Genomic DNA, 13,719 nt, shown 5'->3' on the forward strand with positions numbered 1-13,719 from the left:
TCAGCTTCCCTATTGGATTTGTCGCCACATGATGCGTTGGAATGTATTTTTTGCGCCTGAGCCACTGTCCTCAGGAAGCCTTAATATGTTGCCACTGGAATCGATCAATATTTTCCGATCTTCCGGGTCCTTTGGATTGCCGTTGGTATCGGTTCCAAGACTTACCGTTCCCGCCAGAATAGAAGCCAGAATCGGAATGCCACTGCCTACCGCACGGCCCGAAACACGCACGTCCAGGGTGTTTACGTCCAGATCTCCGTTGGTGTCCAGCACCTGATAATTGAGCATACTGCCAGTTGCAGATTCCAGCTCAAAAAGACGTCCTGTACCCGTGCTTTCACAAGGGTCTGTCGAGTTAACGGCAGCAGTGGTGAAGATGATGCGCCCCCTGCTCGTTTGGGCAGGATAAATGATGCGTTCGCCAACATAGGGTTCGACGGTGGACAGCGGCAGGAACCATCCCCGCTTCGACGCCCAGTCAACATCATTGGAAGTGGAAGTGAAGTAGGTCGCATCGCTGCCGGTCACCGTGCCCGTGACTGCCTGAGCCTGCAAGTTGCTTTCCACATAGTTGCCCGACGCCGTGTCAGCGTCCCAGATTGCATAGAAATCCTGAAGCGCTGTCGTCTGCTTGTCCGCTGTCTCGAGAAACTTGCCGGTCCCGAAATAGATGATCTTGCCGTTTAGCGGGTGATCCAGAATCAGCGGCTGAATGGTGATCGGCTGGTTCGCACCTCTTGGCGTAGTGAACAACGGCGCACCATTGAAAGCCACCTTCCAGCTGCTGGCGGATGTCCCGCTTAAATCAAACTTCCACAGACGGCCTTTCAAGTCACCTGCATATGCGGCCTGCACTACGTTCTGCGCATTGACCCGCAGCCTGACCGAAGACAGTCCGTTATCGGTTTCGCTGCCCGTTACCGGGGTGGGTATCTCAGCGATGAGTGCTCCGGTGTTGGCGTTCAGGACAAAAAGCGAAGCCCTGCCCGTAAAACTTCCATAACCGTTACCGACAACGACAATCCCGGTCCCGTCCGCCATACGTGCCGCTTCGGGCTTCGAATAGGTGTAACCCAGATTGTTGAAACCGTTCGTAGGTGTGGATACGTCAGGTGCCTTGACCTCCCACAATGCACTGACGTTATTGGCAGTACCCTCGAACAGCTTGAGGGCGAAGAATGCCTTGCCGCCTGCGCCAAGACCACTCACCGCCACAGTGCGCCATGAAGCATTGCTGCCTGCCTGAGTATCGAATATCGAAATCTGACCGTCAGCAGTGAATTTGTGCAAGCCAAGACCATAATTGGTCGATGCCACGGTTGCCAGTGATGCCAGCGCAGTCGAGGGCATGTAGGCATAGGTGCGCCTGCCATTGTCGGCACTGATCACATTCAAAAAACCGTCATTGGCGTTTACCAACACGTTGTAGGTCATATTGCTGGCTTTATTCGCCAGGTAGGTACTGTAAGAATTGCTGCCCGCCATGTCAGTTGACGTTTTCTCGGTCGGAAGCGCCACGGCCAGATTGGTATTGATCAGATCACCCAACAGACGTATACGTGTTCGCAAAGCGGCATTGGCAGTGCCTTTGGCCCAGGAAATCAGCTGAACACCAGTGACACCCGTTGGCAAGGTAGCGTTGATGGCGTCCCTTTGCGGCTGCGAGATCGAATTGAAGTCCAGAGTCACTCTGGCGAGCGTGGCGGTGTTCCAGGTTTCGAAAGTAGGCGCAGCCGAGCTGGAGGTTATAGTCGTATCGGTCGTCCAGACCGCAGTACCGGTATCTGCGGTCGCCGCATCCAGATCGAACGCATTGATCGTCCCGTGCCAGTCGGAAGGGTCATACAACGTCTGGAAAAAACGCGTACCTGCTTGCAGGGTCGCAGAGTTAGCAGCGCCCCCGCCGCCAGAACCCGCTTTGGCATAGATATCACTCAACGCGAGGTTCAAGGCAGCATTCAGCCCTGAGCTGTCATTGGCCTGAAAGTATTTTCCATGGCCGTGAGCATCGTTCGCCGCATCGACCAGCATCTGGTTGCTGGCTGTGAAGCCAATGGTGTAAGTACTCAGATTTTGTTTAGGGAAACCTGCGGTGTCCCAGCTCTTGCCGGTCAGATCGCCCCCGGCAGCCGAAACATCGCGACGCAGGTCGATGTCGTAGGCGAACCTGGCCAGGTCATCCAGATACAGGGTGTCGCCCTCTCCGTCACCCGACAGGTTGTTGCCATCGTTGGCCGCGTTCAGGTCCCAGTTCGGTAACGAACGTGTGGTATCGGCGACATCTTCCGGATCATTGGTGGGAAATGTACGATCGTAAGTCGGCAAGCCGTCGGTAACCACTACGCCATAGTTTTTCTGGCAACGGTACTGGATCGGGCTCGTGTACGTGGAACCGCTTTGGTAAAAGGGCGTCATCCCGCGGAAATATCGAGTGATCTCGTAATAGGTTTCAGCCAGCGGCGTGTTGGAGGTCGGGTTCAGCGCTGCGATCGCATCTTTAAGCGCCTTGATATTGTTATTGGCCTGTGTCTGGGTGACTGCTGGCTGATAGGTGGTCGCCGTCACCGGCGACAGATCGCTCACAACCCTGGAGATGCGACCACCCGGTCCAAGGTCAAAATTGTTGGGCTCATTGAAGGTCGCCAGCCCGATTCTCAGCGTGAGATTGTTGGAAACCAGGTTGGTGGCCACGGTCTTCGCGACATTCATGCGGAAATCGTTTGGAATCACGCCGTTGGTGTAATTTCGCACACCGAAATCGAAGAAGCCAGGCGTGACCAGATCAATCAGATACGACAGATAGTCTGCGGTATAGCGCGTCAGACCATTTCCGGCAGGATCAGGCAGCACGACGCAGTACCTGATGCCGTTGCGAAAGATCACGCGTCCACCGAACAGGCATGACAGTGAAATCCCGGCCACACCCGTTGCGTTTATGTCGCCCACTGAAAGCGTATCCCCGCCCGAGATGGTGCTTATGAACGGACACGGAACCGTAATCAGACCACTCAGGCACTGCGTGGAGTAATACTGGATGTCAGGGCGATTGACGTTCGGATCAAACCCGGACGCCCAGATGATGTTGTACATGCTCCCGGAGTTGTCCACGAGCAGCATCAGGTTGGGCGGCACCGCCGAGGAACTGAGCAACGGCACCTGCGCCGGTGTGAAGGCATAGACCGGCGACGCCAGATACAACGCCAGCAACATACCGTAGACATACTTCATTCCACGGCGAAGCGCTTCAGCAATTGGCATAGATGCTCTCCAGCACGGTTCGCGACGTTCCGCCCTTTATCGCAACAGCGGTCACCCGGTACAACGTAATAACTGAACCGCCACTCGCGCAGGCAGGCCGCTTTATGGGAGCGGCCGTGGTCCCCAGGTTTTGAACGGCATACAACCCTCCTCCTTCTGAAATCCAGGTCACCCCGGATGCACCCAGGCCAGCAGCAGTTACCACGGTAGACTCGGCAGGTGGCGCGCATGTAGCCAGACTCGAGCAGGCAGCCGGCACCACCCTGCCCGCCTTGATAGCCGACTCGCCAAGACGCAACACACTTTCGGCCAACTGAAACGACTGATTGCGGACCACCACGCTGCCTGCCATTTTTTCCTGCAACGTGGCGTTCTGCATCGAGGAAATCCCCAGCAACGTGAGCAGCAACAGAAACACCAGACTGACCAGCAGCACCATTCCGCTCTGACGGGCCGGGAAGCTTCTGATCAAATTGAGTCTAAAGGTCTTGTTCATGCTCGGCCCGTTCAAAAGCGGTTACGCACATAGGCGACAACGCTGTACGTCTGGTCTTCGACCCGGTTGTCCGGATCACGTAACGTGAGGTTGATTCGCACACTGCGAATGTCGCCAGCGTTGGCTGGGGTGATCGCCGTCTTATAGGACATGGGATTACCTGCCATGCCGAAGGAAACCGAGAAATCGGCAACGTTTTGCAGAAGTGGCTGCGGATCCCCACCCGTACCGAATTTGATCATCAGATTGGTTCCGGTCAGGACGTAGACCAACTGCCTCAGCGGAAACGCCGTCTGCCCTGTCGCAGGAGTTCTTGCACCGACGTAAAGCTGCGTCGTAGTCAGGCAGTTCGACACGATTGTCCAGGTCGGCGCACTGCCGGTGGTTCCCACGTCGGCCGTCACCAGCGTGAGCGTCCTGTTGGCGTTATCCCAGAGGATCGGATTATCAAGCGCTGGCGGCCAAGCAATGCCAGGCGCTACGGGAATGTTGTTACTGAAGCTCAGGCACCCGTACATGCCTGTCATACGAATTTCCTGAATCAGCTTGCTTAACACGAACCGCGCATCTTCCTGCATCCGTGCCGCGGCATTCTGGCTCTGGTAAGTACCTCTGGACGCGGTGAAGATCTGCACGATGCCAAGACTGACAATCAGCCCCAATACCAGCGCGACCATGATTTCAACCAGACCGAAGCCTCTGGACGATTTTCTCATGCTCATGGGTTCACCCCGATGCGCGAAGTCAGGGTGAATGTCTGGGTGGTCGGGGTGGTTGGCGCGTTACCGGTTGTCGCCACGTTGCTGGCACTGGCCGCACGGGTGTCGTTCCAGGTGATGGTAATGGTCACCTCGGGTGCGTTGGCAACGTTGATGACTCCTGTTCCCGAAGAGCCTGCAAAGTTGTTGATGTTCTTTTTGAAGTCAGCCAGATCCTGGTCGCGGGCAACGTTCAGGTTCTCGACCGGAGCAGAGCCCAGACCATTCAGGCTGTAGGTTGCCAGTACTCCGCTTGGGTTGGCAGCCGCATTACCATCCACATTCGCCCGAATCCGGTCCATCATGTCGTAGGCGATGAAGCTGGCCTGGCTGGTCATCGCGGCACTGTCGGTGTATTTCAAAGCGTTGAGCTGAATCGCCGCCGCCCCCAGCAAACCGATGGCGAGGATCAGTACCGAAACCAGTACTTCGATCAGAGTCATGCCGCGCTGGCGATGTCGGGAATTAAGGATCATCAACACGTTCCGCCGAGTACGATACGGCCGGTCAGACAGACATTCATGGTTCGGATGATAGAGCCTCGCGTGTAAGTCATCGCCACCGCCGTCGCAGGCGCGACGAGTCCGCCCAGATTATTGAAATCAATTGCATTGACATTGGCCGCCACCAAGGTGCCGCCGCTGCTCATTGCCGCTACCTTGCGCAAGACCTTTGTCGAATCAGCCGCGACAGTTGCAGCGTCCGAAGTCAGATAGACCTGCAGCTCGGTGTTCCACGCCGTGCCACTGGTAGGCGCGATTCGCACCGTCACTCCCCTGTTTATCGCCTCAAGCCGCGCATAGTTGAGCGCGCGCTGCAAATCATTGAGCTCGGTGTCGGCCTTGTTGCTCTGCAGGGTGCTGGCGAAATTCGGGATCGCGATAGCTGCCAGGATGCCCACCAGGGACACAGTGACTAACAATTCGATGAGGCTGAATCCCTTGGCGATATGACGCATTGAGTGTCTCCTAGACGTTACGACTATAAGGCAGCAATGCCGTCGGAAAATCTATAGCGGGACGTACGGTTGTTTCGCGATGACGAACGCCCGAACGCGATTGCAACAGCCTTTCCAGGGAGGGAAAAAGAATGAAGCAGTCAGGTTTTACACTGATCGAATTGTTGGTCGTCGTTGCATTGGTTGCCATTCTTGCCAACGTTGCGACACCTTCTGTCACGGAAATCATTGATAGCAACCGCAGGCTTGTCGCTGCTCAGGAACTGGCCAGTGGCATACGCTCTGCTCGCGTTGCCGCCATCACTCACAATCAACTGGTAACGATTCACGCCATTGAAGCCGACTGGAGCAAGGGGTGGCGGATCATCTTCGACCCGAATGGCAAAGGTCCTGACGATCACGACGTGCTGCTTATCGAGCGCGCCAGAACTGCAAACACAAAGATCGTCGGCAACAGGAAACTGGCCGAACACCTGACGTTCAACGGGTTGGGCGGGCTGGTGAACAGAGCCAACGGAACGCTGTTTGTCTGTGTCAGGGACCAGCCGGTCAGCCACTACCGGGTGATAGTGGCAGCGACCGGCCGGGTCAGGATTGCAGACCGGAAAACCGAATCGCCGCTGTGCGGCTGAGCCGTTTCAGAGCAGCGATTTGACCCGCAGCTCTTTGGGCATGGAGAACGTGATGTTCTCCTCGCGGCCTGCCAACTCATCTGCGCCGGTCGCGCCCCAGGCCTGCAGCTGCTGAATCACGCCACGCACCAGCACCTCCGGTGCGGAAGCGCCGGCCGTGATGCCGATACGCTCGACGCCGTCGAACCAGGCGCGCTGCATGTCTTCGGCACCGTCGATGAGGTATGCCGGTGTCGCCATGCGCTCGGCCAGCTCACGCAGACGATTGGAGTTGGAGCTGTTCGGGCTGCCCACCACCAACACCACATCGCATTCGTCAGCCAGTTGCTTGACTGCGTCCTGCCGGTTTTGCGTGGCGTAGCAGATGTCATCCTTGCGCGGGCCGCCGATGGCCGGAAATTTCTGCCGCAAAGCATCGATGACCCGGCTGGTGTCGTCCATGGACAGCGTGGTCTGGGTCACGAACGCCAGCGAATCAGGGTTGCGCACCTGCAGGCGGGCAACGTCAGCTTCATCTTCGACCAAATAGATTGCCCCGCCGTTGGTGGCATCGTACTGGCCCATGGTGCCTTCGACTTCCGGGTGACCCTCGTGACCGATGAGGATGCATTCGCGACCGTCGCGGCTGTAACGGGCGACTTCGATGTGCACCTTGGTCACCAGCGGACAGGTGGCATCGAACACTTTCAGGCCACGACCTGCGGCCTCCGTGCGCACCGCTTGGGAGACGCCGTGAGCGCTGAAGATCACGATGACGTCGTCAGGCACCTGATCCAGCTCTTCGACGAAGATCGCGCCACGCGAGCGCAGGTCTTCGACGACGAATTTGTTGTGAACGACTTCATGGCGCACATAAATCGGCGGACCAAACACTTCCAGGGCGCGATTGACGATTTCGATCGCACGGTCCACGCCAGCGCAGAAGCCGCGGGGGTTGGCGAGTTTGATTTGCATGCTGTGCCTCATGGTTACGTGCGAAGCAGCCCGGCCGAAGCCGGGCTCGATATCGGGGTCAGGACGCCAGAATCGCCTTCACTTCGAAGATTTGCACTTCAAAGCTCAGCGTCTTGCCTGCCAGCGGGTGGTTGAAGTCGATGGTGACCTGTTCATCGTCGAATACCTTCACCACGCCAGGCAGTTCGGTGTTGGCGGCGTCATTGAAGATCACCAGCAACCCCTCGGACAGTTCCATACCCGCGAACTGCGAGCGTGGCATGATCTGCACGTTTTGTGGGTTGGGCTGACCAAAGGCGTTTTCCGGCAGAATCTGCACGGTCTTTCTGTCGCCCGCCTTGAAGCCGAAAATGGCCGCCTCGAAGCCAGGCAGCAGGTTGCCGTCACCGACCTTGAACGTGGCCGGAGCCTTTTCGAAGGTGCTGTCGACAGTGTCGCCGTTTTCCAGACGCAGGGCGAAGTGCAGCGTGACCTGAGTGTTCTGGCCGATGCGCAACTCGCCTGATGAGCCTTGAGTGGAAGACTGTTCAGTCATGGGCAGGCTCTCCGGTTTTCTTGCTCTTGAACATATCCAGCGCCAGCATGATCGCACCTACGGTAATGCCGCTGTCAGCCACGTTGAAGGCCGGGAAATGCCAGCGGTTCTGCCAGTGGACCAGAATGAAGTCGATCACATGACCCAGCACGATGCGGTCGTAGAGATTACCCAGCGCGCCACCCAGCACCAGCGCCAGCGCAATGGCCAGCCAGGTGTCGTCGCGCCCCAGGCGCTTGAGCCAGACCACCAGCACGCCACTGACCACGACAGCGATCAGGGCGAACAGCCAGCGCTGCCAGCCAGCGCCGTCAGCCAGAAAACTGAACGCCGCGCCGGTGTTGTACGCCAGCATCCAGCTGAAGTAGTCGGGAATCACCACAATCTGCTCGTACAGACCCAGGCGGTTTTCGAAGTAGAACTTGCTGGCCTGGTCGATGACCAGGACCAGCACGCTCAACCACAACCAGCTCAGACGACCGAAACGGCCCGGAGCGGAATCACGCATAGTGGCGCACCTCACCCGCACCGCTGATGTTGTCCACACAGCGACCGCAGATTTCAGGATGCTCAGGGTTCACACCCACATCCTCGCGGTGATGCCAGCAACGGGCGCACTTGGCATGACCGGACTTGACCACTTTCAGTTTCAGACCGGCCACTTCGGTGACCACGGCATCGGCCGGAGCCGATGCCAGAGGTGCAACGCTGGCGGTCGAGGTGATCAGCACGAAGCGCAGTTCGTTGCCCAGCTTCGCCAGATCCGCTACCAGCGAGTCTTCGGCGTACAGGGTCACTTCGGCCTGCAGGTTGCCGCCAATGGCCTTGGCTGCGCGCAGGTTTTCCATTTCCTTGTTGACCGAGGTCTTCACCGCCATGATCCGCTCCCAGTAGGCGCGGTCCATTTCGAAGCTGGCCGGCATTTCGCTAAGGCCTTCGTACCAGGTGTTGAGCATCACCGATTCGTTGCGCTCGCCCGGCAGGAACTGCCACAGCTCGTCGGCGGTGAAGGCCAGGATCGGCGCGATCCAGCGCACCAGCGCTTCGGAGATATGGAACAGCGCGGTCTGGCACGAGCGGCGCGCGGTGCTGTTGGCCGCCGTGGTGTACTGACGGTCCTTGATGATATCCAGATAGAAACCACCCAGCTCCTGCACGCAGAAGTTGTGGACCTTGGAGTAGACGTTCCAGAAGCGGTATTCGCTGTAGTTCTCTTGCAACTCACGTTGCAGCAGCAAGGTGCGGTCCACCGCCCAACGGTCCAGAGCGAGCATGTCTTCAGCAGGCAGCAGGTCCGTCGCCGGATTGAATCCCGACAGGTTCGAGAGCAGGAAACGCGCCGTGTTGCGGATACGACGATACGCGTCGGCACTGCGCTGCAGGATTTGATCGGACACCGCCATTTCGCCGGAGTAATCCGTCGCCGAAACCCACAGGCGCATGATGTCGGCGCCCAGCGAATCGTTGACCTTCTGCGGCGCCACGACGTTGTTGAGCGACTTGGACATCTTGCGACCGTTCTCGTCAACCACGAACCCGTGAGTCAGCAACTCACGGTACGGCGCATGGTCGTCAATGGCGCAACCGGTCAGCAGCGACGAATGGAACCAGCCACGGTGCTGGTCGGAACCCTCCAGGTACAGGTCGGCACGCGGACCGCTTTCGTGACCCATCGGGTGTGAACCGCGCAGCACATGCCAATGCGTGGTGCCGGAGTCGAACCAGACGTCCAGAGTGTCGGAGATCTTGTCGTACCTGGCCGCCTCGTCACCCAGCAACTCGCTGGCGTCCAGCTTGAACCAGGCTTCGATGCCCTCTTTTTCGACGCGCTGCGCCACTTCCTCCATCAGTTCGACGGTGCGCGGGTGCAGCTCGCCGCTTTCCTTGTGCAGGAAGAACGGAATCGGCACGCCCCAGTTGCGCTGACGCGAGATGCACCAGTCGGGACGATTGGCGATCATCGAATGCAGACGCGCCTGGCCCCAGGCTGGCACGAATCGGGTGTCTTCGATGGCCTTGACCGCACGCTCGCGCAGCGTATCGCCGGTAGCGGGCTGCTTGTCCATGCCGACGAACCACTGCGCGGTGGCGCGGTAGATCAGCGGCGACTTGTGACGCCAGCAGTGCATGTAACTGTGGCTGATGGTTTCGGTGTTCATCAGGCTGCCGACTTCGGTCAGCTTGTCGATGATGTTCTGGTTGGCCTTGAAGATGAACTGGCCGCCGAAGAACTCCAGCGACTCGACATACACGCCGTTGCTCTGCACCGGGCTGATGATGTCGTCGTTGCTCAGGCCATAGGCCTTGCTGATATTGAAGTCGTCCACGCCATAGGCAGGCGAGCAGTGAACGATACCGGTACCGGCGCTCAGCTCGACGTAGTCTGCCAGATAGACAGGCGACAGGCGGTCGTAGAACGGGTGACGGAAATTGATCAGTTCCAGCGACTGGCCGGTGGCGGTGGCAATGACCGTGCCTTCCAGCGTGTAACGAGCCAGACAGGACTCGACCAGTTCCTCTGCCAGCACCAGCAGTTTGTCGCCGACATCGACCAGCGCGTAGTTGAACTCGGGGTGGACGTTCAGTGCCTGGTTGGCCGGAATGGTCCACGGCGTGGTGGTCCAGATGACGATGGACGCAGGCTTGTCCAGCGACGTCAAACCGAAAGCAGCCGCCAGCTTCGCTTCATCAGCGATCGGGAATGCTACGTCGATGGTCGAGGACTTTTTGTCCTGATATTCGACTTCGGCTTCAGCCAGCGCCGAACCGCAGTCGAAGCACCAGTTGACCGGCTTCAGGCCCTTGAAGACGAAACCGCCTTTGACCATTTCAGCCAGCGCACGGATTTCGCCGGCTTCGTTGGCGAAGTTCATGGTCAGGTACGGATTGCTCCAGTCACCCAGCACACCCAGACGAATGAACTCGGACTTCTGGCCTTCGATCTGCTCGGCAGCGTAGGCACGGCACAGCTCGCGGGTCTTGTCCGCGGACAGGTTCTTGCCGTGGGTCACTTCGACTTTGTGCTCGATCGGCAGACCATGACAGTCCCAGCCCGGCACGTACGGAGCATCGAAGCCCGCCAGGGTCTTGGAACGCAGAATCATGTCCTTGAGAATCTTGTTGACGGCATGACCGATGTGAATATTGCCGTTGGCGTACGGAGGGCCGTCGTGCAGGACGAACTTCGGACGATCCTTGCCAATTTCGCGCAGCTTCTGGTACAGGCCAATGCTGTCCCAGCGCTGCAGAGTTTGCGGCTCGCGCTGGGGCAGGCCGGCCTTCATCGGGAAGGCGGTGTCCGGAAGGTTTAGCGTGGCTTTATAGTCGGTCATTTCAGGCTCTTGGTTAGCGGTTGACCATGCCAATGGGCACGGGCGGCGGCGACGTCCGCATTGATCGCCGTCTTGAGCGCCTCCAGAGAGGCAAAACGCTGCTCATCACGCAGCTTGTGGTGGAAAGCCACCGTCAAACGCCGGCCATAAAGGTCGCCGGCAAAATCCAGAAGATGCACCTCAAGATGGGCACTGCCATCGCCAGCCACGGTCGGGCGCACGCCTATGTTGGCGACGCCCGGCCAGGCCTTGCCATCAATGTCCATGCTGACGAGGTAAACCCCGCTCAACGGTACGCGACGACGTTTGAGTTGCACGTTGGCGGTGGGCGTACCCAACTGGCGCGCCAGCTTCTGGCCGTGCAATACCCGTCCGGTGATCTGGAACGGGCGACCGAGCATACGCTCGGCAAGGGCAAAATCCGAGGCAGCCAAGGCTTTACGCACCTTGGTGCTGCTGACCCGGACGCCATCGATTTCAACGGTCTGCGCCGCCTCCACCGTAAATCCGTAAGTTGTGCCCGCCTGTTGCAGATAGTCGAAATCGCCCATCCGGTCGCAGCCGAAGCGAAAATCATCACCCACCTCAAGATGCTGAATGCCCAGACCGTCAATCAGCACGGTTTCGACAAAACTTGCGGCGCTGAGCTTGCTCAGACGCTGATTGAAGGACAGGCACAGGACCCGGTCCACGCCTTCGGCGCTCAACAGTTCGAGCTTGTCACGCAGGCGTGCCAGACGGGCCGGAGCGGTCTCTGGCGCGAAAAACTCGCGTGGCTGGGGTTCGAAGATGACCACGCAGCTAGGCACGCCCAACTCGACAGCCCGCTCACGCAAACGCGCCAGGATAGCCTGGTGGCCGCGGTGAACACCGTCGAAATTGCCAATCGTGGCGACGCAGCCCCGATGCTGGGGATGCAGGTTGTGAAGACCTCTAACCAGCTGCATAACGCACTTCTTGCTCATAAAGTGGCCGATTATAACCACACACGGCCCCGGACGACAGGCAACACGCCGGGACCCGATCAAAGCTGTCGGCACATAACGCGCAAACCCGACCGCTCACCTTTGAAATACCGCTTACATGATGGCCTTGCGGGCAAAATCCCGAAGCCGGAATCCCAGCAGCAGAAGCATGGCAAAGTAGGTGACCACACCGGCCGCCACCAACGCACCCAGACGCAGAAAACGTTCGAGCATGTGCCCTTCGTCCCAGGCCGGCATGAAATGCATGAGCCCAAGCAGCACGGCCGACATGGCCGTGACGGCGATGACCAGCTTGAACAGAAACTTCATCCAGCCCGGCTGCGGCTGAAACAGTGCCTGTTTGCGCAACTGCCAGAACAGCAGCCCGGCGTTGATGCACGCCCCGACACTGATCGCCAACGCCAGACCCGCATGCTGCAACGGCACGATAAAGGCCAGGTTGAGCAACTGGGTCACGATGAGGGTGAAGATCGCGATTTTAACCGGGGTGCGGATATTCTGCTGTGCGTAGAAGCCCGGAGCCAACACTTTGATCAGAATGATCCCCAACAGCCCGACCGAATAGGCAACCAGCGCACGCTGCGTCATCGCCGCATCCAATGCATCGAACTTGCCATATTGAAACAGAGAAACGGTCAGCGGTTCAGCCAGCAGACCCAGCGCCAGGGTGCACGGCAACACCAGCACGAAGCACAGGCGCAGCCCCCAGTCGAGAATCCGCGAATACTCCTGACGGTCCCGCTGGGCATAGGTTTTCGACAGGATCGGCAGCAGAATCGTACCCAACGCAACACCCAGCACACCGGACGGCAGCTCCATGAGGCGGTCGGCGTAGTACATCCACGACACGGAGCCAGCGACGAGGAAAGACGCGAATATCGTGTTGATAATCAGAGAAATCTGACTGACGGAGACGCCAAGGATGGCAGGCAGCATCTGCTTCATCACACGCCAGACGCCCGAATCACGCAGATTCAGACGCGGCAACACCAGCATGCCGATCTTTTTCAGGTGCGGCAGCTGATAAAACAACTGCAAAAGACCGCCCGCCAGCACCGCCCACCCCAGCGCCATGACCGGCGGATCGAAATACGGCGTGAGAAACAGCGCGAAAAAAATCATGCTGACGTTGAGCAGTGTCGGCACGAACGCTGGCACCGAGAAGCGGTTCCAGGTATTGAGGATCGCGCCCGCCAGAGACGATAGCGAGATCAGCAATATATAAGGAAACGTGACACGCAGCAGCTCCGACGTCAGGGCGAACTTCTCGGGCGTATCGACAAAGCCTGGTGCGGTCGCCCATATCACCCAGGGCGCGAACACCACGCCCAGCAGCGTCACCAGCGCCAACGCCAGCGTCAGCAGCCCCGTGACGTAGGCCACGAAGGTGCGGGTCGCTTCCTCGCCCTGCTGATTCTTGTACTCGGCGAGAATTGGCACGAACGCCTGAGAAAAAGCCCCTTCGGCAAAGATGCGCCGCAGCAGATTGGGTAATTTGAAGGCGATGAAGAACGCATCGGTGGCCATTCCGGCTCCGAACGTGCGGGCAATGATGGTATCCCGAATAAAGCCCAGAACCCGGGAAAGCATTGTGATAGAGCTGACGGCGGCGAGTGACTTGAGTAGATTCATTGAAAGACTTGAATGCCTTGGCAAAGGATGGGCGATTAAGCCCTCCATTTATGCGATACTTCGCGCCGCTAAAAAGCCCGAAGCCAAAGGCCGCGAGTTTACAGGTCGCACGCCGGAAATGAATCCTCCGGAGAAATGCAGCGACCACTCAGCGGAACACCTTAACTGCGCTTGACAA

The 13,719-nt window shown here is 58.4% G+C and carries 12 protein-coding genes; 1 reads left to right on the forward strand and 11 read right to left on the reverse strand.

Translation table 11 applies throughout. From position 1 onward, the window contains the following. Positions 1-9: 9 nt before the first annotated feature. Genes BZK31_RS02980 through BZK31_RS03000 form a run of 5 tightly spaced genes read right to left on the reverse strand, consistent with a single transcriptional unit; the run spans position 10 to position 5,470 of the window. Complete coding sequence (locus tag BZK31_RS02980; protein ID WP_083181182.1) at positions 10-3,258, reverse strand: pilus assembly protein; 3,249 nt, start codon at positions 3,256-3,258, stop codon at positions 10-12. Then, complete coding sequence (locus BZK31_RS02985) at positions 3,245-3,754, reverse strand: pilus assembly PilX family protein (RefSeq protein ID WP_083181183.1); 510 nt, start codon at positions 3,752-3,754, stop codon at positions 3,245-3,247. The genes BZK31_RS02980 and BZK31_RS02985 overlap by 14 nt, the downstream gene beginning before the upstream one ends. A gap of 11 nt (positions 3,755-3,765) precedes the next feature. After that, positions 3,766-4,470, reverse strand: a complete 705-nt coding sequence (locus tag BZK31_RS02990; protein ID WP_083181184.1) for a prepilin-type N-terminal cleavage/methylation domain-containing protein — start codon at positions 4,468-4,470, stop codon at positions 3,766-3,768. A 2-nt stretch (positions 4,471-4,472) separates the two neighbouring features. Further along, positions 4,473-4,988 (reverse strand): type IV pilus modification protein PilV, encoded by a 516-nt coding sequence (gene pilV, locus BZK31_RS02995; protein WP_083181185.1) that lies wholly within the window; start codon positions 4,986-4,988, stop codon positions 4,473-4,475. Continuing rightward, a complete protein-coding gene (locus BZK31_RS03000) occupies positions 4,988-5,470 on the reverse strand; it encodes a GspH/FimT family pseudopilin (RefSeq protein WP_083181186.1) in 483 nt (160 codons plus the stop codon). Before BZK31_RS03000 ends, pilV begins: the two co-directional genes overlap by 1 nt. Positions 5,471-5,601: 131 nt before the next feature. Between BZK31_RS03000 and BZK31_RS03005 the strand changes: the two genes are divergently transcribed. Then, entirely contained in the window at positions 5,602-6,102 is a 501-nt protein-coding gene (locus BZK31_RS03005) for a GspH/FimT family pseudopilin (RefSeq protein WP_083181187.1), read from the forward strand. A 6-nt stretch (positions 6,103-6,108) separates the two neighbouring features. Here the strand turns inward: BZK31_RS03005 and ispH are convergent, their stop codons facing one another. The 6 genes from ispH to murJ form a co-directional block, all read right to left on the reverse strand. After that, complete coding sequence (gene ispH, locus BZK31_RS03010) at positions 6,109-7,056, reverse strand: 4-hydroxy-3-methylbut-2-enyl diphosphate reductase (RefSeq protein WP_083181188.1); 948 nt, start codon at positions 7,054-7,056, stop codon at positions 6,109-6,111. Between the two features lie 58 nt (positions 7,057-7,114). Then, positions 7,115-7,591, reverse strand: coding sequence for an FKBP-type peptidyl-prolyl cis-trans isomerase (locus tag BZK31_RS03015; RefSeq protein WP_083181189.1), 477 nt, complete (start codon positions 7,589-7,591; stop codon positions 7,115-7,117). Beyond that, entirely contained in the window at positions 7,584-8,099 is a 516-nt protein-coding gene (lspA, locus tag BZK31_RS03020; RefSeq protein WP_083181190.1) for a signal peptidase II, read from the reverse strand. The genes BZK31_RS03015 and lspA overlap by 8 nt, the downstream gene beginning before the upstream one ends. Then, the gene (ileS, locus tag BZK31_RS03025; protein WP_083181191.1) at positions 8,092-10,923 is read right to left on the reverse strand and encodes an isoleucine--tRNA ligase; all 2,832 of its coding nucleotides are present in this window, start codon (positions 10,921-10,923) and stop codon (positions 8,092-8,094) included. Before ileS ends, lspA begins: the two co-directional genes overlap by 8 nt. Then, positions 10,920-11,870: a bifunctional riboflavin kinase/FAD synthetase gene (gene ribF / locus BZK31_RS03030; protein WP_083181192.1), complete on the reverse strand. Its 951-nt coding sequence runs from the start codon at positions 11,868-11,870 to the stop codon at positions 10,920-10,922. Before ribF ends, ileS begins: the two co-directional genes overlap by 4 nt. Positions 11,871-12,002: 132 nt before the next feature. Then, entirely contained in the window at positions 12,003-13,541 is a 1,539-nt protein-coding gene (gene murJ, locus BZK31_RS03035; RefSeq protein WP_083181193.1) for a murein biosynthesis integral membrane protein MurJ, read from the reverse strand. Between the last annotated feature and the right edge of the window lie 178 nt (positions 13,542-13,719).

The organism is Pseudomonas floridensis, assembly GCF_002087235.1.
Lineage (GTDB): Bacteria > Pseudomonadota > Gammaproteobacteria > Pseudomonadales > Pseudomonadaceae > Aquipseudomonas > Aquipseudomonas floridensis.